This is a genomic window from Streptomyces vinaceus (assembly GCF_008704935.1).
In the GTDB taxonomy this organism is placed as follows: Bacteria; Actinomycetota; Actinomycetes; order Streptomycetales; family Streptomycetaceae; genus Streptomyces; species Streptomyces vinaceus.
In genome coordinates, this window is the sequence record NZ_CP023692.1 from 1436812 (window position 1) to 1459569 (window position 22758).

19 protein-coding genes are annotated in these 22758 nt (G+C 71.7%); 14 read left to right on the forward strand and 5 right to left on the reverse strand.

The features are described 5' to 3' along the window. Nucleotides 1–3: 3 nt before the first annotated feature. The gene (locus CP980_RS06425; RefSeq protein WP_132759424.1) at nucleotides 4–555 is read right to left on the reverse strand and encodes an adenylosuccinate lyase; all 552 of its coding nucleotides are present in this window, start codon (nucleotides 553–555) and stop codon (nucleotides 4–6) included. A gap of 370 nt (nucleotides 556–925) precedes the next feature. On the opposite strand from CP980_RS06425, the gene CP980_RS06430 reads away from it, so the two are divergent. The 11 genes from CP980_RS06430 to CP980_RS06480 all read left to right on the forward strand — a co-directional run bounded on the left by CP980_RS06430 (nucleotide 926) and on the right by CP980_RS06480 (nucleotide 14191). Then, on the forward strand, nucleotides 926–2740 hold the full coding sequence (locus CP980_RS06430; RefSeq protein WP_132759423.1) for a 3-hydroxyacyl-CoA dehydrogenase family protein: 1815 nt from the start codon (nucleotides 926–928) through the stop codon (nucleotides 2738–2740). Nucleotides 2741–2915: 175 nt separating this feature from the next. Then, on the forward strand, nucleotides 2916–3743 hold the full coding sequence (locus CP980_RS06435) for a TetR family transcriptional regulator (protein ID WP_132759422.1): 828 nt from the start codon (nucleotides 2916–2918) through the stop codon (nucleotides 3741–3743). A 428-nt stretch (nucleotides 3744–4171) separates the two neighbouring features. Further along, on the forward strand, nucleotides 4172–5509 hold the full coding sequence (gene ccrA / locus CP980_RS06440) for a crotonyl-CoA carboxylase/reductase (protein WP_099888798.1): 1338 nt from the start codon (nucleotides 4172–4174) through the stop codon (nucleotides 5507–5509). Between the two features lie 48 nt (nucleotides 5510–5557). After that, nucleotides 5558–7609 carry a protein meaA gene (locus CP980_RS06445; RefSeq protein ID WP_150492968.1) on the forward strand — a complete coding sequence of 684 codons (2052 nt, stop codon included), beginning with the start codon at nucleotides 5558–5560 and terminating at the stop codon, nucleotides 7607–7609. Beyond that, the gene (locus CP980_RS06450) at nucleotides 7606–8580 is read left to right on the forward strand and encodes an HpcH/HpaI aldolase/citrate lyase family protein (RefSeq protein WP_132759420.1); all 975 of its coding nucleotides are present in this window, start codon (nucleotides 7606–7608) and stop codon (nucleotides 8578–8580) included. The genes CP980_RS06445 and CP980_RS06450 overlap by 4 nt, the downstream gene beginning before the upstream one ends. Before the next feature lie 4 nt (nucleotides 8581–8584). Beyond that, the gene (locus CP980_RS06455) at nucleotides 8585–9097 is read left to right on the forward strand and encodes a MaoC family dehydratase (RefSeq protein WP_030155134.1); all 513 of its coding nucleotides are present in this window, start codon (nucleotides 8585–8587) and stop codon (nucleotides 9095–9097) included. Nucleotides 9098–9099: 2 nt separating this feature from the next. Continuing rightward, complete coding sequence (locus tag CP980_RS06460) at nucleotides 9100–10305, forward strand: acyl-CoA dehydrogenase family protein (RefSeq protein WP_030868030.1); 1206 nt, start codon at nucleotides 9100–9102, stop codon at nucleotides 10303–10305. A 186-nt stretch (nucleotides 10306–10491) separates the two neighbouring features. Then, a complete protein-coding gene (locus CP980_RS06465) occupies nucleotides 10492–11148 on the forward strand; it encodes a phosphatidylserine decarboxylase (RefSeq protein WP_030868027.1) in 657 nt (218 codons plus the stop codon). A 34-nt stretch (nucleotides 11149–11182) separates the two neighbouring features. Continuing rightward, the gene (gene pssA, locus CP980_RS06470; protein WP_099888801.1) at nucleotides 11183–12007 is read left to right on the forward strand and encodes a CDP-diacylglycerol--serine O-phosphatidyltransferase; all 825 of its coding nucleotides are present in this window, start codon (nucleotides 11183–11185) and stop codon (nucleotides 12005–12007) included. Between the two features lie 180 nt (nucleotides 12008–12187). Beyond that, nucleotides 12188–13669, forward strand: coding sequence for an AlkA N-terminal domain-containing protein (locus tag CP980_RS06475; RefSeq protein ID WP_132759419.1), 1482 nt, complete (start codon nucleotides 12188–12190; stop codon nucleotides 13667–13669). Between the two features lie 24 nt (nucleotides 13670–13693). Then, nucleotides 13694–14191: a methylated-DNA--[protein]-cysteine S-methyltransferase gene (locus CP980_RS06480; RefSeq protein ID WP_132759568.1), complete on the forward strand. Its 498-nt coding sequence runs from the start codon at nucleotides 13694–13696 to the stop codon at nucleotides 14189–14191. 7 nt (nucleotides 14192–14198) lie between these two features. Here CP980_RS06480 and CP980_RS06485 read toward each other — a convergent pair whose 3' ends face one another. Genes CP980_RS06485 through CP980_RS06495 form a run of 3 tightly spaced genes read right to left on the reverse strand, consistent with a single transcriptional unit; the run spans nucleotide 14199 to nucleotide 16903 of the window. Further along, on the reverse strand, nucleotides 14199–14627 hold the full coding sequence (locus tag CP980_RS06485) for a hypothetical protein (RefSeq protein WP_132759418.1): 429 nt from the start codon (nucleotides 14625–14627) through the stop codon (nucleotides 14199–14201). A 35-nt stretch (nucleotides 14628–14662) separates the two neighbouring features. Further along, a complete protein-coding gene (locus CP980_RS06490; RefSeq protein WP_150492970.1) occupies nucleotides 14663–15163 on the reverse strand; it encodes an NUDIX domain-containing protein in 501 nt (166 codons plus the stop codon). 36 nt (nucleotides 15164–15199) lie between these two features. After that, nucleotides 15200–16903, reverse strand: coding sequence for a BCCT family transporter (locus CP980_RS06495; protein WP_150492972.1), 1704 nt, complete (start codon nucleotides 16901–16903; stop codon nucleotides 15200–15202). Between the two features lie 143 nt (nucleotides 16904–17046). Between CP980_RS06495 and CP980_RS06500 the strand changes: the two genes are divergently transcribed. Beyond that, the gene (locus tag CP980_RS06500) at nucleotides 17047–18195 is read left to right on the forward strand and encodes a glycerate kinase (RefSeq protein ID WP_132759415.1); all 1149 of its coding nucleotides are present in this window, start codon (nucleotides 17047–17049) and stop codon (nucleotides 18193–18195) included. A gap of 77 nt (nucleotides 18196–18272) precedes the next feature. On the opposite strand, the gene CP980_RS06505 is transcribed toward CP980_RS06500, so the two are convergent. Further along, nucleotides 18273–18857, reverse strand: a complete 585-nt coding sequence (locus CP980_RS06505; protein ID WP_132759414.1) for a cysteine hydrolase family protein — start codon at nucleotides 18855–18857, stop codon at nucleotides 18273–18275. Nucleotides 18858–18939: 82 nt separating this feature from the next. Between CP980_RS06505 and CP980_RS06510 the strand changes: the two genes are divergently transcribed. Both CP980_RS06510 and CP980_RS06515 read left to right on the forward strand, forming a co-directional pair. Continuing rightward, a complete protein-coding gene (locus CP980_RS06510) occupies nucleotides 18940–19941 on the forward strand; it encodes a GlxA family transcriptional regulator (RefSeq protein ID WP_229906822.1) in 1002 nt (333 codons plus the stop codon). Continuing rightward, entirely contained in the window at nucleotides 19938–22736 is a 2799-nt protein-coding gene (locus tag CP980_RS06515; RefSeq protein WP_150492974.1) for a SpoIIE family protein phosphatase, read from the forward strand. Before CP980_RS06510 ends, CP980_RS06515 begins: the two co-directional genes overlap by 4 nt. The last annotated feature ends 22 nt before the right edge of the window (nucleotides 22737–22758 follow it).

Consider the following 22758-nt stretch of genomic DNA (forward strand, 5'->3'; position numbering starts at 1 on the left):
CGCTCAGCGCAGTTCGCGCAGGGACCTCGTCGCCGCCAGCGCGAGGCGGGGGTGGGACTGGGCGCGGGTGAGGACCTCGCGGGCGCGTGGGTCCGCGAGGGTGCCCAGGCCCTCCACACAGGCCAGGGCCACCCGCCAGTACGGCTCGTGCGGGGACAGCAGCCGGGACAGCGTGGCCATCAGGACCGGGGCCGACTCGGGGGCGCGCAGGGCCGTGAGGAGCCGTACGGGCTGGAGGGCGTAGGCCGTGCGCAGGGTGTTGGTGGCGAGGGCCGCCGCCGCGCGGGCCGTACGCGGGTCGCCCAGGGCGGCCAGCGCCTCGGCGGCGGCCTCGCAGCGCGCCGGGTCGCGGTGGTTGAGCAGCAGCACCAGCGGCTCGAAGGCCCGCCGGTCCCCGGCCAGACCGAGCCGGTACGCGGCCAGTTCGCGGGCCCACAGGGGCAGGCCTGCGGAGGTCAGGGAGGCGGCCAGGGCGTCGGGGTCCGCCGCGATCAGCTCCTCGTACCGCGGGGACTGCCCGGATTCCGTCCGCAGGCGCTCCAGCACGTCGTTCACTCGGCCACCCTAGGGCGGCGCGGCCCCCGCCACGCCGGGTTTGCGGAGATGGCTGATCGATGATCGATGATCGGTACATTTGGGCGGTACAGGTCACATCTCCGCGCTCTGGCGCGGCAGTTACCGACGGGTTACGCTCCTTTCAACGTACGAGGCCGGCCTGGTGACGCAGCCGCCCCGTATCAGTCGGTTCGGTAGCTCCCACGACTCCCGTGCACCAGCTACCTCTGCTGCCTCTCGTGTACGGCGCGGCCCCGGGACAGGGTCCGCCGTTCTCCGCCCCGCGCCTCTCGACGGGCCGGAGCTCCCGCCGCGCGTCGTGCGCCGTGCGGCGCCCTCAGTCGTCACCCTCTTCCACTGGAGTCCCGCGATGGACCTTCCGTCCACGTCCAGTCAGTCCACCGGCCAGTCCGCCTTCCAGACCATCGCCGTCGTCGGCCTCGGCACCATGGGCACCGGCATCGCCGAGGTCCTCGCCCAGGCCGGCCGCGAGGTCATCGGCATCGACATCAGTGAGGCCGCCACCCGCCGGGCCACCGCCGCCCTCGCGGCCGCCACGGCCCGTTCGGTGGCCCGCGAGCGCCTCACCGAACAGGAGCGCGAGGGGGTCCTCGCCCGCTTCCGCACCTTCACCGAGCTGTCCGCGGCCGCCGACGCCGATCTCGTCATCGAGGTCGTCCCGGAGAGCTACGAGCTCAAGCAGCGCCTCTTCCGCGAGCTCGACGCGATCGTCCGTCCGGACACGATCCTGGCGACCGGCACCAACGCCCTCTCGGTGACCCGGCTCGCCGCCGAGTCCCAGCGCCCCGAGCGCGTCCTCGGCCTGCACTTCTTCAACCCCGCCCCGGCGATGAAGCTGGTCGAGGTGGTCTCCAGCGTCCTGACCGCCCCGCCGGCCGTCGAGGCGGTCACGCTGCTGGCCCGCGAGCTCGGCAAGGAGCCCGTCTCCGTCGGCGACCGCCCCGGCTTCGTCGCGGACGGCCTGCTCTTCGGGTACCTCAACCAGGCCGCCGCGATGTACGAGGCGAAGTACGCCTCCCGTGAGGACATCGACGCGGCGATGCGGCTCGGCTGCGGTCTGCCGATGGGCCCGCTCGCGCTGCTCGACCTGATCGGCGTGGACACCGCCCGCACCGTCCTGGAGGCCATGTACGCCTCCTCCGGCGACCGGCTGCACGCCCCGGCCCCGGTCCTGGGCCACCTGGCCGAGGCCGGCCTGACCGGGCAGAAGTCCGGGCGCGGTTTCTACACGTACGCCGGGCCGGGCAGCTCCACGATCGTCCGCGACGCGCAGACCCCGCTGGACGGGGCACGGCTCGGCGAGGGCCGCCCGGTCGCGACGGTCGGCGTGGCCGGCTCCGGCACCATGGCGAGCGGCATCGCGCAGGTCTTCGCGCAGGCCGGGTTCGCGGTGGTGCTCGCCGCCCGCAGCCAGGAGAAGGCGTCCGCCGCGAAGGCCGCGATCGGCAAGTCCTTGGACCGTGCGGTGTCCAAGGGCAAGCTGACCGAGGAGAACGCGGCGCGGACGCTGGAGCGGATCAGCCCCGCCGGCTCGCTGGACGCCTTCGCCGACGTGGACCTGGCCGTGGAGGCCGTCGCCGAGGACCTGGCGGTCAAGCAGGAGCTGTTCGCCGCCCTCGACAAGGTCTGCAAGCCGGGTGCGGTGCTCGCCACCACCACCTCCTCGCTGCCGGTGATCGCGGTGGCCCGCGTGACCTCGCGCCCGCAGGACGTGATCGGCATGCACTTCTTCAACCCGGCTCCGGCGATGAAGCTGGTCGAGGTGGTCCGGACCGTTCTGACCTCCGACGACGTGCACGCCACGGTCCGCGAGATCTGCCTGAAGGTGCGCAAGCACCCGGTGGACTGCGGGGACCGGGCCGGCTTCATCGTGAACGCGCTGCTGTTCCCGTACTTGAACAACGCCGTGAAGATGGTCGAGCAGCACTATGCGAGCCTCGACGACATCGACGCCGCGATGAAGCTGGGCGGCGGGTACCCGATGGGCCCCTTCGAGCTCCTGGACGTCGTCGGCCTGGACGTCTCGCTGGCGATCGAGAAGGTGCTCCACAAGGAGTTCCGCGATCCCGGCCTGGCCCCCTCCCCGCTGCTGGAGCACCTGGTGGCGGCGGGCTGCCTGGGCCGCAAGACCGGCCGCGGATTCCGTGAGTACGCCCGCCGGTAATCAGCGCCCCGGCCAGGTGCCCCCAGAGCCGGATGCGTGGGGAGGGCTGCTCGGGTCTGCCGCACCCTCACGGCAGGCCGTACCTTCCGAGCCCAGTGCGGGCCCTCCCCCGCATCCACCCCCGCCCCACCCCCCTCAGGCGCGCTCCCCCGCGCGAATGAAGTACTTTCGCTCTATGTCCCAGCCCGCCAAGTCCTCGCCCCGCGCCGCCACGGCCTCCGACAGCACCGAGAGCGCGGCCGGCACCAAGGCGGCCGCGCAGCGGCTCAAGATGCGCCGCGAGCTCGCCGCCGCCGCCATGGAGCTGTTCGCGACCAAGGGGTACGAGGCGACGACGGTCGACGAGATCGCCGCGACGGCGGGGGTGGCGCGCCGGACCTTCTTCCGGCACTTCCGGTCCAAGGAAGAGGCGATCTTCCCGGACCACGACGACACGCTGACCAGGGCCGAGGCGGTGCTGGACGTGGCGCCGGCGCACGAGCACCCGCTCGACACGGTGTGCCGCGGGATCAAGGAAGTCATGAAGATGTACGCCGCCTCGCCGGCGGTGTCGGTCGAGCGCTACCGGCTGACCCGCGAGGTGCCGGCGCTGCGGGAGCGGGAGATCGCCTCGGTGGCCCGGTACGAGCGGCTGTTCACCCGCTATCTGCTGGCCCACTTCGACGAGACCGACCACCACGACGGCAACGACGACCCGCTGCTGGCCGAAGTGGCCGCCTCGGCGGTCGTGACGGCCCACAACCACGTGCTGCGGCGCTGGCTGCGGGCCGGCGGCCAGGGGGACGTGGAGGCAGAGCTGGACCACGCCTTCTCGATCGTGCGGAAGACCTTCGGCAGCGGCATCGGCGCGGGCCGCACCCTGGGCGGCGCGCCGTCCTCGGCCCCCGCCGCGCCGGCGGAGGTCCGTACGCAAGGTGAGGTGCTGGTGGCGGTGGCCCGTACGGACGCCCCGCTCGACGAGGTCATGCGGACCATCGAGGAAGCACTCAGAAACAAGCAGTAGTCGCACACATCACAGTGGCCGCTCCCGTTCCGGGGGCGGCCGCTTTTGTTTGTCCGACTTGCCCCTACTCACCGGTAACTCTGATCGATCATCGCTCATCTGCGCAGGTCAATAGGCAAATGAGAGAAAGTTTTGGCACGCGGTGCCTTGCTGAGTGACACGGGGTGCCATACGTTGAATCTCGTCCGGATGTCCCCGCGGTCCACGCCCACTCGGCACGAGCCGCGCCCCGGATGCCTGCGTCACCAGGCCCCGCGCATGCCTCACCACGGGCACCGCGCCAGCACCACAGCTTCGCCGGACCGACGGCACTCGCAGTACCGCAAGCCCGCAAGCAGCCGCATGCACCGCAGTACCACCCACACCACACCCGTTCCACGCACCCGCGTATCCCTCAGCGCACCCTCAGCGCTCGCCGGAGGCACACCGTGAAGGACATCCTCGACGCGATCCAGTCGCAGGCCGCTACGGCCGCCGACTTCGCGGCCCTGCCGCTCCCCGACTCCTACCGCGCGATCACCGTGCACAAGGACGAGGCGGAGATGTTCGCGGGGCTCACCACCCGTGAGAAGGACCCGCGCAAGTCCCTGCACCTCGACCAGGTCCCGGTCCCGGAGCTCGGCCCGGGCGAGGCCCTGGTGGCCGTCATGGCCTCCTCGGTCAACTACAACTCGGTCTGGACGTCGATCTTCGAGCCGGTGTCGACCTTCAGCTTCCTGGAGCGTTACGGCAAGCTGAGCGACCTCAGCAAGCGCCACGACCTCCCGTACCACGTCATCGGCTCCGACCTCGCGGGCGTCGTGCTGCGCACCGGCCCCGGCGTCAACTCCTGGAAGCCGGGCGACGAGGTCGTCGCACACTGCCTCTCGGTCGAGCTGGAGTCCTCCGACGGCCACAACGACACGATGCTCGACCCCGAGCAGCGCATCTGGGGCTTCGAGACCAACTTCGGCGGCCTCGCCGAGATCGCACTGGTCAAGTCCAACCAGCTGATGCCCAAGCCCGGCCACCTGAGCTGGGAGGAGGCCGCCTCCCCCGGCCTGGTCAACTCCACCGCCTACCGCCAGCTGGTCTCCCGCAACGGCGCCGGCATGAAGCAGGGCGACAACGTCCTGATCTGGGGCGCCAGCGGCGGACTCGGCTCGTACGCCACCCAGTTCGCGCTGGCCGGCGGCGCCAACCCGATCTGCGTGGTCTCCAGCCCGCAGAAGGCGGACATCTGCCGCTCCATGGGGGCGACCGCGATCATCGACCGCAGCGCCGAGGGCTACAAGTTCTGGAAGGACGAGCACACCCAGGACCCGAAGGAGTGGAAGCGCTTCGGCAAGCGCATCCGCGAGCTGACCGGCGGCGAGGACATCGACATCGTCTTCGAGCACCCCGGCCGGGAGACCTTCGGTGCGAGCGTCTACGTCACCCGCAAGGGCGGCACCATCACCACCTGCGCCTCGACCTCGGGCTACATGCACGAGTACGACAACCGCTACCTGTGGATGTCGCTGAAGCGGATCATCGGCTCGCACTTCGCCAACTACCGCGAGGCGTGGGAGGCCAACCGCCTGATCGCCAAGGGCAAGATCCACCCCACCCTGTCCAAGGTCTACTCCCTGGAGGAGACCGGCCAGGCGGCCTACGACGTCCACCGCAACCTCCACCAGGGCAAGGTCGGCGTCCTGGCGCTGGCTCCCGAGGAGGGCCTGGGCGTGCGCGACCACGAGATGCGCGCGACGCACCTGGAAGCCATCAACCGCTTCCGCGACATCTGATCCGCCCGACCGTCCGAGACCGTTCAAGGGCCAAAGGGACAGCCTGAGATGACAGAGCGCCAGAAAGACCGTCCGTGGCTCATGCGGACGTACGCCGGCCACTCCACGGCCGAGGCGTCCAACGAGCTCTACCGCCGCAACCTCGCCAAGGGCCAGACCGGCCTGTCGGTCGCGTTCGACCTCCCGACGCAGACCGGCTACGACCCCGACCACATCCTCGCCCGCGGCGAGGTGGGCCGGGTCGGGGTCCCGGTCTCCCATCTGGGCGACATGCGGCGGCTGTTCCAGGACATCCCCCTGGAGCAGATGAACACCTCGATGACGATCAACGCCACCGCCATGTGGCTGCTGGCGCTCTACCAGGTGGCCGCCGAGGAGCAGGGCGCGGACATCGCCCAGCTCCAGGGCACCACCCAGAACGACATCGTCAAGGAGTACCTCTCGCGCGGGACGCATGTCTTCCCGCCCGGGCCCTCGCTCCGCCTGACGACGGACATGATCGCGTACACGGTCAACCACATCCCGAAGTGGAACCCGATCAACATCTGCTCCTACCACCTCCAGGAGGCGGGGGCCACCCCGGTCCAGGAGATCTCGTACGCGATGTCGACGGCGATCGCCGTGCTCGACTCGGTGCGCGATTCGGGCCAGGTCCCGGAGGATCGTTTCGGCGAAGTGGTCGCCCGCATCTCGTTCTTCGTGAACGCGGGCGTCCGCTTCATCGAGGAGATGTGCAAGATGCGCGCCTTCGGCCGCATCTGGGACCAGGTCACCCGCGAGCGCTACGGCATCGAGAACGCCAAGCAGCGCCGCTTCCGGTACGGCGTCCAGGTCAACTCCCTCGGCCTGACCGAGGCGCAGCCGGAGAACAACGTCCAGCGCATCGTGCTGGAGATGCTCGCGGTCACCCTCTCCAAGGACGCCCGGGCCCGCGCCGTGCAGCTGCCCGCCTGGAACGAGGCGCTGGGCCTGCCCCGGCCCTGGGACCAGCAGTGGTCGCTGCGCATCCAGCAGGTCCTGGCGCACGAGAGCGATCTGCTGGAGTACGAGGACATCTTCGCCGGATCCCACGTCATCGAGGCCAAAGTCGACTCCCTGGTCGCCGACTGCCTGGCCGAGATCGACCGGATCCAGGAGATGGGCGGCGCGATGGCCGCCGTCGAGTCCGGGTACCTGAAGTCCCAGCTGGTCTCCTCGCACGCCGAGCGGCGCGCCCGGATCGAGGCGGGCGAGGACAAGATCGTCGGCGTCAACTGCTTCCAGCAGACCGAGGAGAACCCGCTGACGGCCGACCTGGACGGCGCCATCATGACGGTCGACCCGGCCACCGAGGCGCTGACCGTGGAGCGGATCGCGCGCTGGCGGGCCGAGCGGCAGGAGTCCTCGGACCGGCAGGGCAACGGCGACCCGTTCGTCTTCCCGACGGTGATGCAGGCCCTGGACCGGCTGAAGGAGGCCGCGGCCGGGACCGAGAACCTGATGGAGGCCACCTTGGAGTGCGCCCGCGCCGGTGTCACCACCGGCGAGTGGGCGAACGCCCTGCGCGAGGTGTTCGGCGAGTTCCGCGCCCCGACCGGGGTCTCCTCGGCCCCCGTGGCGGTCACCGCCGAGGAGGGCACGCCGCTGGCCCTGGTCCGCGAGAAGGTCTCCCGTACCGCCGAGGACCTGGGCTCCGGCCGGCTGCGCCTGCTGGTCGGCAAGCCCGGCCTGGACGGGCATTCCAACGGGGCCGAGCAGATCGCCGTACGGGCCCGCGACGCCGGGTTCGAGGTGGTCTACCAGGGCATCCGGCTGACGCCCGAGGAGATCTCCTCGGCGGCGCTGGCCGAGGACGTGCACTGCGTGGGACTGTCCATCCTGTCCGGTTCGCACAGCGCGCTCGTGCCGGACGTGCTGGAACGCCTCCGTACGGCGGGGGCGGGTGACATCCCCGTGGTCCTCGGCGGCATCATTCCGAACGCCGATGCCATCGCCCTCAAGGCGGCCGGTGTGGCCGCCGTGTTCACACCCAAGGACTTCGGTATCACGGAGATCATCGGCCGTATCGTCGACGAGATCCGGAAAGCGAACAAGCTCGACCCTCTGGAGGTCCCCGCATGACCACGCCCTCTTCCCCCGTGAACCGGCTGCGTCCGCGCCGCTCCTGCCTCGCGGTGCCGGGCTCGAACCCCCGCTTCCTGGAGAAGGCCCAGGGCCTGCCGGCCGACCAGGTCTTCCTCGACCTGGAGGACGCCTGCGCCCCGCTCGCCAAGGAGGGCGCCCGCCACACCATCGTGGACGCGCTGAACAACGGCGACTGGACCGGGAAGACCCGGGTCGTGCGCGTCAACGACTGGACCACGCACTGGACGTACCGCGACGTCATCACCGTCGTGGAGGGCGCCGGCCAGAACCTCGACTGCATCATGCTGCCGAAGGTCCAGGACGCCCAGCAGATCGTGGCGCTGGACCTGCTGCTGACGCAGATCGAGAAGACGATGGGCTTCGAGGTAGGCAAGATCGGCATCGAGGCGCAGATCGAGAACGCCCAGGGCCTCAACAACGTCAACGCGATCGCGCAGGCCTCCCAGCGCGTGGAGACGATCATTTTCGGGCCGGCCGACTTCATGGCCTCCATCAACATGAAGTCGCTGGTCGTGGGCGAGCAGCCGCCCGGCTACCCGGCGGACGCCTACCACTACATCCTGATGAAGATCCTGATGGCCGCCCGGGCGAACAACCTGCAGGCGATCGACGGCCCCTACCTCCAGATCAAGAACGTCGACGGGTACCGCGAGGTCGCCGGACGCGCCGCGGCCCTGGGCTTCGACGGCAAGTGGGTCCTGCACCCCGGCCAGGTCGAGGCGGCCAACGAGGTCTTCTCCCCCTCCCAGGAGGACTACGACCACGCCGAGCTGATCCTCGACGCGTACGACTGGTGCACCTCCGAGGCCGGCGGCAAGAAGGGCTCGGCCATGCTCGGCGACGAGATGATCGACGAGGCCAGCCGCAAGATGGCCCTGGTCATCGCGGGCAAGGGTCGCGCCGCCGGCATGCAGCGCACCACCAAGTTCGAGATCCCGGAGGCCTAGGACCATGCAGTTCGGACGCACGTACGAGGAGTTCGAGGTCGGGGCGGTCTACAAGCACTGGCCCGGGAAGACGGTCACGGAGTACGACGACCACCTCTTCTGCCTGCTGACCATGAACCACCACCCGCTCCACATGGACAGCAATTACGCCGAGAACACGACCGACTTCGGCAAGAACGTGGTCGTGGGCAACTACATCTACTCGCTGCTGCTCGGCATGTCCGTGCCGGACGTCTCCGGGAAGGCCATCGCCAACCTGGAGATCGAGTCCCTGCGGCACGTGGCGCCGACCTTCCACGGCGACACGATCTACGGCGAGACCACGGTCCTCGACAAGACCCCGTCCAAGTCGAAGAACGACCGCGGGATCGTCTACGTGGAGACCAAGGGCTACAAGCAGGACGGCACCCTCGTCTGCGTCTTCCGGCGCAAGGTGATGGTCCCGACCGAGACGTACATCAAGGAGCGCGGCGGCGAACAGCCCGGCCGGCCCCAGCTGAAGGAACAGGGGAAGTAGCCATGGCCCGACTCGCCCAGACCGCCGGGCTGACCGACGTCCAGCGGGAGATCCTCAAGACCGTCCGGGAGTTCGTCGACAAGGAGATCATCCCGGTCGCGACCGAGCTCGAACACCGTGACGAGTACCCGCAGCAGATCGTCGACGGCCTCAAGGAGCTCGGCCTCTTCGGCCTGATGATCCCGGAGGAGTACGGCGGCCTGGGTGAGTCGCTCCTCACCTACGCGCTGTGCGTGGAGGAGATAGCGCGGGGCTGGATGTCCGTCTCGGGCATCATCAACACCCACTTCATCGTGGCGTACATGCTCAAGCAGCACGGCACCCAGGAGCAGAAGGACCACTTCCTGCCCCGCATGGCGCTGGGCGAGGTGCGCGGCGCGTTCTCGATGTCCGAGCCGGGGCTCGGCTCCGATGTGTCGGCCATCACGTCCAAGGCGGTGAAGGACGGGGACGAGTACGTCCTGAACGGCCAGAAGATGTGGCTGACCAACGGCGGCTCCTCGACCCTGGTGGCCGTTCTGGTCCGGAGTGACGAAGGACACCCCGAGGGCACCGCGCCCCACAAGTCGATGACGACCTTCCTCGTCGAGAAGGAGCCGGGCTTCGGTGAGGTCCGTCCGGGCCTGACCATCCCGGGCAAGATCGACAAGATGGGCTACAAGGGCGTCGACACGACCGAGCTGATCATGGACGGACTGCGCATTCCGGCCAATCGGGTGCTCGGAGGCCAGACGGGCCGAGGGTTTTACCAAATGATGGACGGGGTCGAGGTCGGCCGCGTCAACGTGGCGGCGCGTGGCTGCGGCGTCGCTCAGCGTGCGTTCGAGCTGGGTGTCTCGTATGCCCAGCAACGTCACACTTTCGGCAAGGCGATCGCGGAGCACCAGGCCATCCAGTTCAAGCTGGCCGAGATGGCTACCAAGGTCGAGGCCGCCCATGCGATGATGGTCAATGCAGCACGCAAAAAGGACTCCGGGGAACGAAACGACCTGGAGGCAGGGATGGCGAAGTACCTCGCCTCCGAATACTGCAAGGAGGTAGTCGAGGACGCCTTCCGTATCCATGGCGGCTACGGGTTCTCGAAGGAGTACGAGATCGAGCGCCTCTACAGGGAGGCACCGATGCTGCTGATCGGTGAAGGTACGGCCGAGATCCAGAAAATGATCATCGGTCGGCGCCTGCTCGAGGAGTACCGACTGCAGGGCTGAAAGTCCCTTTTGCGGCGGATCCTCCATGGGTTCGTCGCAAAAGAATCACTGGCAGTCACTGGCTGGCGGCCATCGACTCGGCTTCTGGCTTGCCCAGTTGTTGCGTGCAACCGATAGCATTCCAGTAAAGCCGCCGTCCCGTCCCCCTGTTTGCGGCGCGGCAATCACCCGCTACGAAGGTCATCCATGCCCCACAGCCAAACCTCTGCACCTCGCGTCGGCATCCTCGGTGGACGTCTCGCACGCGGAGCATCGCCGTGGCTTCTGCCGACCGTCGCCACCGCTGCGCTCAGCCTCACCCGGGCCCGCAAGTCCGGCCGCTGGGCCGCGGTGGCCGTGCCCACCACCGCTCTCGCGGCGGGCATGCTGTGGTTCTTCCGCGACCCCGAGCGTGAGATCACGCAGGGCCGGGTCATCTCGCCCGCCGACGGTGTGGTGCAGAGCATCATGCCGTGGAAGGACGGGCGGACCCGGGTCGCGATCTTCATGAGCCCGCTGAACGTCCACGTCAACCGCGCGCCCCTCGCGGGCACGGTGACGTCCGTGGAGCACATCCCGGGCGGGTTCGTCCCGGCGTTCAACAAGGAGAGCGAGAACAACGAGCGCGTTGTCTGGCACTTCGACACCGAACTCGGCGACATCGAGATGGTGCAGATCGCCGGCGCCGTCGCACGCCGCATCGTCCCGTACCTGCCGGCCGGTACCAAGGTGGAGCAGGGCGAACGCATCGGTCTGATCCGCTTCGGCTCCCGCGTCGACATCTACCTCCCCGAGGGTGTCGAGGTCGCGGTCGAGGTCGGCCAGGCCACCACCGCGGGGGTGACCCGAATTGACCGTGACTGACCCTGAGACTCCCACCACACCGTCGGGCGGCTGGGTGCCCGAGGCGGCAGAGGAGGAGTCCGCGGAGGACGACATGCCGCTCTCGCTGCGGCTGTCGATAGCGGACACCCTCACCCTCGGCAACGCGACGTGCGGATTCATGGCGGTGTACTTCACCACCACCGGGATCCTCATCCCGCACCTCACCGGCAGCGGCGAGTCGGGCATGGCCCGCAACAGCGCCGCGACGGCGGTGATACTCATGCTGCTCGCCGCGGTCTTCGACCTCTTCGACGGCATCGTGGCCCGCAAGCTGCGCAGCTCGCCCATGGGCGCGGAGCTGGACAACCTGTCCGACCTGATCAGCTTCGGCCTGGCTCCCGCGTACTTCGTGCTCGTCTACGGCATGGTCGCCGACGACGCGGTGCAGAAGATGTCGGCGCTGGCCGCGATCGTGGTCCTGCTGGCCGTGGTGCTCAGACTCGCGAGATTCAGCTGCGTGACCATGAAGGACGGCATGTTCCAGGGCATGCCGAGCCCCTTCGGCGCGCTCACGGTCGTCTCGATCGTGCTGCTGGAGCTGCCGTTCATCCCGACGCTGCTGGCGATCATCGGGGTGGCCTGGCTGATGGTGAGCCGGGTCGAGTACCCGAAGCCGCGGGGCGTCCTCGCGGTGGCGATGCTCAGCTGGATCATCGGGGCCATGGGCCTGCTGGCGGCCTGGGCGTTCGACGCCCCGGGCGGTCAGCTGCTGCTCCAGGCGGGCTGCGCGCTGCAGATCGCCCTGGCGGCCACCATCCCGCTGTTCGCGACGACCCGTCGCGCGAACACCTTCCGCCACAACCGCCGCGAGGCGCGAGCGGCGTCGCAGCTCCCGTAGCCGCATGCGGTCCCCGAAGGGCCCCCGGTGCCGATCAGGCACCGGGGGCCCTTTCGTATGGCCGGGGTACGCGCCCCCGGCCCGGGCCGCCCCGACGGCGCCCCCGGCCCACGCCGGAGGGCTACGCTTGATGTCGGAAAACCGCCAGCCCCGCCGGGGCCGGGCCGTGATGCTGGAGCCATGTACACCGACACCGAGCGCTGTGTGAGGGCCGTCCAGTCGAAGGACGCCCGTTTCGACGGCTGGTTCTTCACCGCCGTGCGGACCACCGGGATCTACTGCCGGCCCAGCTGCCCCGCGGTGCCGCCCAAGGTCGAGAACATGACCTTCCTGCCCAGTGCCGCCGCCTGCCAGCAGGCCGGGTTCCGGGCCTGCAAGCGGTGCCGGCCCGACACCTCCCCCGGCTCCCCCGAGTGGAACGCCCGCGCCGACGCCGTCGCCCGGGCCATGCGGCTCATCCAGGACGGCGTCGTGGACCGCGAGGGCGTACCGGGGCTCGCGGCGCGGCTGGGGTACTCCACCCGCCAGGTGGAGCGGCAGCTGAACGCCGAGCTCGGCGCCGGTCCCCTCGCCCTCGCCCGGGCCCAGCGCGCCCAGACCGCCCGGCTGCTGATCGAGACCTCCGCGCTGCCGATGGGCGACGTCGCCTTCGCCGCGGGGTTCTCCTCCATCCGGACCTTCAACGAGACCGTCCGCGAGGTCTTCGCCCTCGCCCCCGGCGAGCTGCGCCTGCGCGCCGAGAAGACGAACCGGCACGTCCCGAGGGTGCCCGGGAGCATCAGCCTGCGCCTGCCGTACCGGGCGCCGCTCAACCCCGACAACCTCTTCGGCCACCTCGCCGCGACCGCCGTCCCCGGCGTCGAGGAGTGGCGGGCCGGCGCCTACCGCCGGACCCTGCGGCTCCCGTACGGCACCGGGGTCGTCGCGCTCAGCCCGCGGCCCGACCACATCGCCTGCCAGCTGGCCCTGACCGACCTGCGCGACCTCACCATCGCCATCAGCCGCTGCCGCTGGATGCTCGACCTCGACGCCGATCCGGAGGCCGTGGACGAGCAGCTGCGGGCCGATCCGCTGCTGGCCCCGCTCGTGGACAAGGCCCCGGGGCGCCGGGTGCCGCGTACGGTCGACGCGGCGGAGTTCGCCGTACGGGCCGTGCTCGGCCAGCAGGTGTCCACGGCGGCGGCCCGTACGCACGCGGCCCGGCTGGTCACCGCCTACGGGGAGCCGGTGGCCGATCCCGACCCCGAGGGCGGGCTGACCCACCTGTTCCCCTCGCCGCAGGCGCTGGCCGCCCTGGACCCGCAGTCCCTGGCCCTCCCGGCGAGCCGGCGCACCACCGTGACCACCCTCGTCGGCGCGCTGGCCGACGGCTCGCTCCCGCTCGGCATCGACAGCGACTGGGAGGCCGCCCGCGCGCAGCTGAACGCGCTGCCCGGCTTCGGCCCGTGGACCACCGAGGTGATCGCGATGCGGGCACTGGGCGATCCCGACGCCTTCCTGCCCTCCGACCTCGGGGTACGGCGGGCCGCCAAGGAGCTGGGCCTGCCGTCCACCCCCGTGGCGCTCACCGCCCGGGCGGCCGGCTGGCGGCCCTGGCGCGCGTACGCCGTGCAGTACCTGTGGGCCACCGATGCCCACCCCATCAACCACCTGCCCGTCTGAGGAGTGCGTACCGTCATGAGCACCATGAGCACCAAGCAGCACAGCATCGTCGACAGCCCGTACGGCCCGCTCACCCTCGTCGCCACCGACGGCGTCCTCAGCGGCCTGTACATGGTCGGGCAGCGCCACCGCCCCGCCGAGGAGTCCTTCGGGGAGCGGGTCGCCGCGGCCGAGGAGCCGTTCCCCGAGGTCGTGCGGCAGCTGGCCGCGTACTTCGCCGGGGAGCTCACGGAGTTCGACGTGCCCGTCCGGCTGGAGGGCACCGCGTTCCAGCGCAGCGTCTGGGACCAGCTCGTACGGATCCCGTACGGCCGGACCTGGTCGTACGGGGAGCTCGCGGCGAAGCTCGGCAAGCCGAACGCCTCGCGCGCGGTGGGGCTGGCCAACGGGAAGAACCCGGTCAGCATCATCGTCCCGTGCCACCGGGTGATCGGCGCCTCGGGCAGCATGACCGGCTACGGCGGCGGCGTCGAGCGCAAGGTGCGGCTGCTGGCCTTCGAGGCCGGCGCGGCGGAGCTGTAGCCGGGGATCAGACCAGTACGAGCGGGACGAGCAGGGCGAACGCGGCTCCGGCCTCCACCGCGTAGGCGTACAGGGAGGGGTGCTGGACGGGGGCGGCGAGCAGGACCACGCTCAGCTGGGCGCCGGCCGCCGCCACCCAGTCGGCGTCGGCGCCGAGGTTGCCCTGGTACCAACCCTCGCAGGCGCCGGGGCCGGTGACGGCGAGGAGGTCGTCCTCGCGGCGGTAGAACGCCTGCCAGCCGGGGGCGGGGGACGACCAGCCCTCGAAGTCCGTGAACGAGGCCCAGCCGCCCTCGCGTATCGCGGTGTCGAACAGCCACACCGGCGTCCCCTCGGGGGTGACCTCGCCGCCCTCCTGCTGCTCGGTGGTGAAGTGGACCATGGGCAGGGCGTCCGGACCGTCGGCGGTGCTGGGCCAGGCGTACATCGTGATCATCAGAGGATTCTGTCCTGCTCGAAGTAAGCCCGGTGTCACGAGGAGACCGGGCGGCTGCCGTTCTCCAGCTCTGCCGTGCCCTCGCCGGACTCCAGGACCCGGTAGGCCTCCCGGGTGCGGCGGCCGAGCGATCCGGGGAGGTACGCGGTGAGTTCGGCGGGCTCGACCAGCCGCCAGGAGAGCAGTTCCTCCTCCTGGAGCCTGATGGCGGCGAGTTGCGCCGCGTCGAGCACGCCGCCGTCGTAGACGTAGGCCACCAGGGGCGGGCGGCCCTCGCCGAGCGTCCAGTCGACGGCGAGCAGCCGGCCGAGCGGCAGGTCCAGGCCGATCTCCTCGGCGCTCTCGCGCCGGGCCGCCGTCCGCGGGGACTCGCCGAGGTCCGACTCGATGGTGCCGCCCGGAAGGGCCCAGCCCTCGCGGTAGTTGGGCTCGACGAGCAGCACCCGCCCGCCGGCGTCCCGGTAGAGGGCGGCGGCGCCGGCCAGCACCCGGGGCAGGCTCGCGATGTACGTGGCGTAGTAATCGGTGGTGGTCACGCCGCCAACCCTACCCAGCCGCCCCGACGGGCGGGATCACGCCTGCGGGGTGTTCGGCGGGGGCGGGTCCGCGCGGTCGCGGCGGGCGGAGTCGGCCAGGCGGCGCAGGCGCGGGTGGCGGGCCGGGCCCGCTCCGGTGACGGCGTCGCCGACCATCGCCGTGACCGCGTCGCGCATCCCGTGCAGGGCGTGGTGGCGGGCGGGGCCGGCGCCGGGGTCCTCGCGGAGTTCCTTCACCAGGGCCCAGCAGAGCAGCAGCATGACGATGACGAAGGGCAGCGCGACCAGGATCGTGGCGGTCTGGAGGGATTTGAGGCCGCCCGCGACCAGGAGGACGGCCGCCACGGCCGCCATGAGCACGCCCCAGGTGACGACGAGCCAGGTGGGCGGGTTGAGCGAGCCGCGGCTGGTGAGCGAACCCATCACCAGGGAGGCCGAGTCCGCGCTGGTGACGAAGTACGTCATGACCAGGACCATGGCCACGTACGAGGTGACGGTGCCCAGCGGGAGCGCGTCGAGCATGGCGAACAGGGAGGCCTCGGCCCCGTCCTTGACCTTGACGGCGAGGTCGGCCGCTCCGGTGGAGTCGAGGCGGATCGCGGTGCCGCCCATCACGCAGAACCAGACCACCGTGGCACCGCTGGGCACGAGCAGGACGCCGATCAGGAACTCGCGGATGGTGCGGCCGTGCGAGATGCGGGCGATGAAGGTGCCGACGAACGGCGCCCAGGACAGCCACCAGGCCCAGTAGAAGATCGTCCACGCGCCGAGCCAGGCGCTGTCGGTGAAGGCGCCGGTGCGGGTGGCCAGGGGCAGCAGCTCGTGCAGGTAGCTGCCGACGCTGGCGGGGACCACGTCGAGGACGTAGACGGTCGGGCCGAGGAGGAAGACGAAGAGCATCAGGGTGGCGGCGAGCACGATGTTGATCGTGCTCAGCCATTTCACGCCCTTGTGCAGGCCGGAGAAGGCGGAGAGCACGAACGCGCCGGACAGCGAGGCGATGATGATCAGCTCGACGCCGGTGGAGTCCTCGATCCCGGCCGTGATGTGGAGCCCTTCGGCGACCTGGAGGGCGCCGAGGCCCAGGCTGGTCGCCGTGCCGAAGACGGTGGCGAAGACGGCGAGCAGGTCGATGGCCTTGCCGGGCCCGCCGTTGGCGCGCTCCTCCCCGATCAGCGGGACGAAGGCGGCGCTGAGCCGGTTGCCCCGGCGTTTGCGGAAGGTGGCGTAGGCGAGGGCGAGACCGGCGATGCCGTAGATCGCCCAGGGGGTCAGCGTCCAGTGGAAGAAGGAGTAGTCGAGGGCCGCCTGGGCGGCCGCCCCGGTGCCGGGGGCGGCGCCGGAGGCGGGCGGCGGGTTCAGGTAGTGGGTGAGCGGCTCGCCGACCCCGTAGAACATCAGGCCGATGCCCATGCCGGCGCTGAACATCATCGCGATCCACGCGAGGTTGGTGAACTCGGGCTCGGAGTCGTCGGCGCCGAGCCGGATCCGGCCGAAGCGGCTGATCGCGAGGACGACGCACATGACGAGGAAGACGTCGGCGGCGATCACGAACAGCCAGGCGAAGTTGGCCAGGACCCAGGCCAGCGCGGTGCTCGACGCCGTGTCGAAGGAGTCCTTGCCGAGCGCCGCCCAGGCGACGACGGCCAGCACGGCGATCACCCCGATGGTGACCACGGCACGGTCCGGTTCGGGCTCGGGGCCCGGCGGACGGACGTCATCCAGTGAATCCGCGCTCATGCGGCCACACTATGCAGGCGTATATCCCTATTTAGGGGGATGGCGCGCCGCCTGTGACCCAGGCCACCCATGGGCATAGGAGGATCCTCCGGATAGGCTCATGGGGGCGCGACTGCACTGTTCGATAGCAAGGGATTAGCAAGGTGACGGACGGAGCAGTAACTGAGACCGCGCGCGTGCTCATCGCCGCGGACAAATTCAAGGGCTCGCTCACGGCCGTTCAGGTCGCGGAGCGGGTGACGGCCGGCCTTCGCAAGGCCGTACCGGGCCTGGAGGTCGAGACCCTCCCCGTCGCGGACGGCGGCGACGGCACGGTCGCGGCCGCCGTGGCGGCCGGGTTCGAGCGCCGGGAGGTACGGGTCACCGGACCGCTGGGCGAGCAGGTCACGGCCGCTTTCGCGCTGCGCGACGGCACCGCCGTGGTCGAGATGGCGGAGGCCTCCGGGCTGCAGCTGCTGCCGGCGGGTGTCTTCGCCCCGCTGACGGCCACCACGTACGGCTCGGGCGAGCTGCTGAAGGCCGCGCTGGACGCGGGCGCGCGCTCGATCGTCTTCGGCGTGGGCGGCAGCGCCACCACCGACGGCGGCGCGGGAATGCTGGCCGCGCTCGGCGCCGAGTTCCTGGACGCGAACGGTGAACCGGTCGGGCCGGGCGGCGGGGCGCTCGCCGGTCTGGCGTCGGCGGACCTGTCCGGGATCGACCCGCGCTTCGCGGAGGTCGACTTCGTCCTGGCGAGCGACGTGGACAACCCGCTGACGGGCCCGAAGGGCGCGCCCGCCGTCTACGGCCCGCAGAAGGGGGCCACGCCCGAGGACGTGGCGACGCTGGACGCGGCGCTCGCGCACTTCGCGGTGGTGCTGGAGAAGTCGATCGGTGAGAAGGCCGGCCGGCTGGCCGCCGCTCCGGGCGCGGGCGGCGCGGGCGGCATCGGGTACGGGGCGCTGCTGCTCGGCGCGTCGTTCCGGCCCGGTATCGAGCTGATGCTGGAGGTGCTGGGCTTCGCTCCGGCGCTGGAGCGGGCCACGCTGGTGATCACCGGTGAGGGCTCGCTGGACGAGCAGACCCTGCACGGCAAGGCTCCGGCCGGTGTCGCGGCCGCGGCGCGCGCGGCGGGCAAGCCGGTGGTGGCGGTGTGCGGCCGTCTGCTGCTGGGCCAGGAGGCCCTGGAGGCGGCGGGCATCCGCAAGGCGTACCCGCTGACGGACCTGGAGCCCGACCCGGCCAAGTCCATCCCGAACGCGGGTCCCCTGCTGGAGCGGGTCGCGGAGAACATCGCCGCCGAGGTGCTCTGACCTCACGGCGGCCGCACGAGGCCCGGTGCCCCCCCGCAGGGGCGCCGGGCCTTCGTCGTACGAGGACCGTGCGAGGACTACGAGCCCAGCAGCTGGGCCGTGGTGACGACGCGGGCGAAACCGCCGCCGTGCAGGTTGACGGCGGTGGCGGTGGCCAGCTCGTCGGCGGTCAGGCCCGTCCCGTCCGGGCCCGCGAGGTCGAAGGTGTGCGTGGCGTCGAGCGGGACGAGCACGTCGTAGCCCAGGTTGCCGGCCATCCTCGCCGTGGTCTCGACGCACATGTTGGTCTGGATCCCGGACACCACCAGCTGGCCGATGCCCTGGGCGGTGAGCCACGCGGCCAGGTCGGGGGTGCCGTAGAAGGAGGAGTTGACCGTCTTGGTGACCAGCAGCGACGCCTCCCCCGCCCGGTCGGCCACGAAGTCCTTGAAGGCGTGGCCGGGGTGGTCGGCGGCCAGGACCGAGCCTGCGGTCCGCGAGGCGTGCTGCACGAGGACCACCGGGCGGCCCGTCTCCTGCCAGGCGTCCATCAGGGCGGCGATGTTCGCCTCGGCGGCCGGGTTGTTGCGCGGACCCCAGTACGACGCGTCGTCGAAGCCCTTCTGTACGTCGATGACCAGCAGGGCGGCGTCGGGGGCGAGTGCGATCTCGTTCTTCGTCATGGCTTCATGATCTTCCGCCGGACAGGCCCGCCGACAGCGGCAACCGGGACCCGAACCGATGGGATCCTGCCAAGATGGCAGCATGCATCGTGTCGCCATCGTCGTCCAGCCCGGCATCCGCGGCTTCGACCTCGCCGTCATCACCGAGGTCTGGGGCCCCGACCGCACCCGGCTCGGCGTCCCCCGCTTCGAGCTGCGCCGGTGCGCCGTCGACACCGGGCCCATCACCCTGCCCGGCGGGCTCACCCTGGCCCCCGACCGGGGTCTCGACTGGCTCGCCGGGGCCGATCTCGTGGTCGTACCGGCGCTCGCCGAGCCGTCCGACCCGACGCCCGAGCCGGTGCTGGCCGCCCTGCGCGAGGCGCACGCCCGGGGCGTGCCGGTGGCCGCGCTGTGCGCCGGGGCGTTCATCCTCGCCGAAGCGGGCCTGCTGGCGGGGCGCCGGGCCGTGACCCACTGGTCGCTGGCTCCGCGGCTGGCCGCGCGCCACCCCGCCGTGCTGGTCGAGGACGCCCCGCTGTACGTGGAGGACTCCGGGCTGTGGACCTCCGCCGGGGTGGCCTCCGGGATCGACCTCTGCCTGCACCTCGTACGGCGGGCCCACGGGGCGGAGGCCGCGGCGGCCATCGCCCGTTCGATGGTGACCGGCCCGTTCCGCACGGGCGACCACGCCCAGTACCTGGACCGGCCCACTCCGGCGGCGGACCGGACCGCCGAGGCCCTGGCGGCCGTACGGGAGCGGGCCCTGCGCCACCTCGGCGAACCGCTGTCCGTGGCCACGCTGGCCCGCTGGGCGGGGATGTCCCCGCGCTCCTTCGCCCGCCATTTCGTCGCCGCGACCGGCACCACCCCGCACCGCTGGCTGCTGGCCCACCGCCTCGACGCGGCCCGCAGGCTGCTGGAGCGCACCGACCACCCGGTGCCCGAGGTGGCCCGCCGCGCGGGCTTCGCCAGCGAGGTCACGTTCCGCCAGCACTTCACCTCGTCCGTGGGCCTCAGCCCCCGCGCCTACCGCGCTGCGGCGAGACCATCAGCCGGACCGGCCCGCCCAAATCCCGGTGACAGTGTTAGAAATGGCTCATGACCGGACGTTTGGGTCGACCCAGGGGATCGCCGCCCCGGCAGCCGACCGGGCGCGCCCCGGGCCTGCCCGCGCGCCGCTCCCGGGGCGCCCGCAGCGTCGCCGGTCAGGTCTTCGCGCTCATGGCGTTCATCGTCGTCCTGCTGATCACCGCGGCCGCGCTCGCCCTCGTCTTCCAGGAGCGGTACGGCACCGAACGCGACGCGCGCCACCGCTCGCTGGCCGCCGCCGAGGCCTTCGCCCACGCCCCCGGCCTGCCCGAGGCCCTGAGGTCGCGGAATCCGACGGCCGAGCTCCAGCCCCTGGCGGAGGCCGCGCGGCAGGCCGCGGGCGTCGATTTCATCGCGGTGATGACGCCCGACGGGCTGCGCTACACCGACTCCCGGCCGGAGCTGATCGGCAAGCGGGCCACCGGCGACCTCTCACGCGCCGTGGCCGGGCATCCCTTCACCGAGGTCTACACGGGCTCGCCGAGCGACGCGGTCCGCGCCGTGGTCCCCGTACGGGACGCGAGCGGCAAGGTCATCGGCCTGGTCGGCACCGGCATCGAGATCGCCACCGTCTCCGACTCGGTCGCCGGGCAGCTGCCCCTGCTGCTCGGCGCGGCGGCCGGCGCGCTGCTGCTCGGTACGGGCGGCGCCGCCCTGGTCAGCCGGCGGCTGCGGCGCCAGACCCGGGGCCTGGGCGAGGCCGACATGGCCCGGATGAACGAACACCACGAGGCCGTCCTGCACGCGGTGCGCGAGGGCGTCCTGATCATCAGCGAGGACCAGCGGCTGTTGCTCGCCAACGACGAGGCCCGGCGGCTGCTGGACCTGCCGGCCGACGCCGAGCAGCGCCACGTGAGCGAGCTCGGCCTCGACCCGCGCACCACCTCGCTGCTGGTCTCCGGACGGGTGGCCACGGACGAGGTGCACCTGGCCGGGGACCGGCTCCTGGCCGTCAACGTGCGCCCGACCAAGCCGTACGGGGGACACCCGTCCGGCAGCGTCATGACCCTGCGCGACACCACCGAGCTCGCCGCGCTGTCCGGCCGCGCCGAGGTGGCCCGGGAGCGGCTCCAGATGCTGTACGAGGCGGGGGTGCGGATCGGGACCACGCTGGACGTGGTGCGCACCGCCGAGGAGCTCTCCGAGGTGGCCGTCCCCCGCTTCGCGGACTTCGTCACGGTGGAGCTGCTGGAGCCCGTGCTGAAGGGCGAGGAGCCCGCGCGGGCCTCCGGCGCCTACACGGAGATGCGCCGGGCGGCGATGAGCGGGGTGCGCTCCGACCAGCCGTTGCAGCCGGTCGGCGACATCATCCGCTTCGTCGTGCCGACCGCGCCGATGGCCACGGCCCTGGACGCCGGGCACGCGGTGCTCGCCCCCGATCTGAACGCGGCGATGGGCTGGCGGGCCCAGGACGAGGCCGGCACCCGCCAGGCCCTGGACTACGGGCTGCACTCGCTGATCTCGGTGCCGCTCCAGGCCCGCGGGGTGGTCCTGGGGATGGCGAACTTCTGGCGGGCGGCCGACACCCCGGAGGCCTTCGACGAGGAGGACCTGTCGTTCGCCGAGGAGCTGGGGGCGCGGGCGGCCGTCTCGATCGACAACGCCCGCCGCTACACCCGGGAGCACGCGACCGCGGTGGCCCTCCAGCGCAGCCTGCTGCCCCGGGTGCTGCCGGACCAGACCGCGGTGGACGTGGCCTTCCGGTACCTGCCGGCGAAGGCCGGGGTGGGCGGGGACTGGTTCGACGTGATCCCGCTGGCCGGCGCCCGGGTCGCGCTGGTCGTCGGCGACGTCGTCGGGCACGGGGTGCACGCGGCGGCCACGATGGGCCGGCTGCGGACCGCCGTGCACAACTTCTCCTCCCTGGACATGCCGCCGGACGAGCTCCTGGGGCACCTGGACGAGCTGATCCACCGGATCGACCAGAACGAGGCCGGGGGCTCCGGGGACCCCGCGGAGGGGGCGGGCGAGGCGGCCGGGGTCACCGGCGCCACCTGCCTGTACGCGGTGTACGACCAGGTCTCCGGGGTCTGCGCGATGGCCAGCGCCGGACACCCCGGACCGGCTCTGGTCCGGCCGGACGGGGTGGTGGAGTTCCCGCAGCTGCCCGCCGGGCTGCCGCTCGGGGTGGGCGGCATGCCCTTCGAGGCCGTGGAGCTGCGGCTGCCGGAGGCGAGCCGGCTCGTCCTGTTCACGGACGGCCTGCTGGAGGACCGCGACCGGGACTTCGACACCGGACTGGGCCTGCTGGCCGAGACGCTCTCCCACCCCGGCCGCAGCCCCGAGCAGGCCTGCGCCGACGTACTGGCCGCGCTGCTCTTCCCGGCGCCGAGCGACGACATCGCGCTGCTGATCGCCGACACGCGGCGGCTGGAGGAGGACCGGATCGCCGAGTGGGAGGTGCCGCCCGATCCGGCCGCGGTCTCCCGGGTGCGGGGTGCGGGCTCGGCGCAGCTCGCCGCCTGGGGGCTGGGGGACCTCGCGTTCACGGCCGAGCTCATCCTCAGCGAGCTCATCACCAACGCCATCCGGTACGGGAACGCGCCGATCCGGGTGCGGCTGCTGCGCGACCGCAGCCTGATCTGCGAGGTCTCCGACGGCAGCAGCACCTCGCCGCACCTGCGGTACGCGGCGACCACCGACGAGGGCGGCCGGGGCCTGTTCCTCGTCGCGCAGTACGCCGAGCGCTGGGGCACCCGGTACACCGAGCGCGGCAAGGTGATCTGGGCGGAGCTGGCGTTGACCGGTGGGCCGGAGCCGGCCGCGCCCGTACCGGACCTGGCGGCGCTGGAGGACCTGGCCTGGTGACCGGGGCCACGGCGTAACGATT

What these genes read in the sequence shown, in the direction of transcription:
- CP980_RS06485 (WP_132759418.1), bottom strand. Translation starts at nt 14,627, where the DNA reads ATGATCACGATGTACGCCTGGCCCAGCACCGCCGACGGTCCGGACGCC.
- CP980_RS06455 (WP_030155134.1), top strand. Translation starts at nt 8,585, where the DNA reads ATGCAGTTCGGACGCACGTACGAGGAGTTCGAGGTCGGGGCGGTCTAC.
- CP980_RS06515 (WP_150492974.1), top strand. Translation starts at nt 19,938, where the DNA reads ATGACCGGACGTTTGGGTCGACCCAGGGGATCGCCGCCCCGGCAGCCG.
- CP980_RS06460 (WP_030868030.1), top strand. Translation starts at nt 9,100, where the DNA reads ATGGCCCGACTCGCCCAGACCGCCGGGCTGACCGACGTCCAGCGGGAG.
- CP980_RS06450 (WP_132759420.1), top strand. Translation starts at nt 7,606, where the DNA reads ATGACCACGCCCTCTTCCCCCGTGAACCGGCTGCGTCCGCGCCGCTCC.
- CP980_RS06480 (WP_132759568.1), top strand. Translation starts at nt 13,694, where the DNA reads ATGAGCACCAAGCAGCACAGCATCGTCGACAGCCCGTACGGCCCGCTC.
- CP980_RS06435 (WP_132759422.1), top strand. Translation starts at nt 2,916, where the DNA reads ATGTCCCAGCCCGCCAAGTCCTCGCCCCGCGCCGCCACGGCCTCCGAC.
- CP980_RS06465 (WP_030868027.1), top strand. Translation starts at nt 10,492, where the DNA reads ATGCCCCACAGCCAAACCTCTGCACCTCGCGTCGGCATCCTCGGTGGA.
- CP980_RS06510 (WP_229906822.1), top strand. Translation starts at nt 18,940, where the DNA reads ATGCATCGTGTCGCCATCGTCGTCCAGCCCGGCATCCGCGGCTTCGAC.
- CP980_RS06475 (WP_132759419.1), top strand. Translation starts at nt 12,188, where the DNA reads ATGTACACCGACACCGAGCGCTGTGTGAGGGCCGTCCAGTCGAAGGAC.
- CP980_RS06430 (WP_132759423.1), top strand. Translation starts at nt 926, where the DNA reads ATGGACCTTCCGTCCACGTCCAGTCAGTCCACCGGCCAGTCCGCCTTC.
- CP980_RS06495 (WP_150492972.1), bottom strand. Translation starts at nt 16,903, where the DNA reads ATGAGCGCGGATTCACTGGATGACGTCCGTCCGCCGGGCCCCGAGCCC.
- CP980_RS06445 (WP_150492968.1), top strand. Translation starts at nt 5,558, where the DNA reads ATGACAGAGCGCCAGAAAGACCGTCCGTGGCTCATGCGGACGTACGCC.
- CP980_RS06505 (WP_132759414.1), bottom strand. Translation starts at nt 18,857, where the DNA reads ATGACGAAGAACGAGATCGCACTCGCCCCCGACGCCGCCCTGCTGGTC.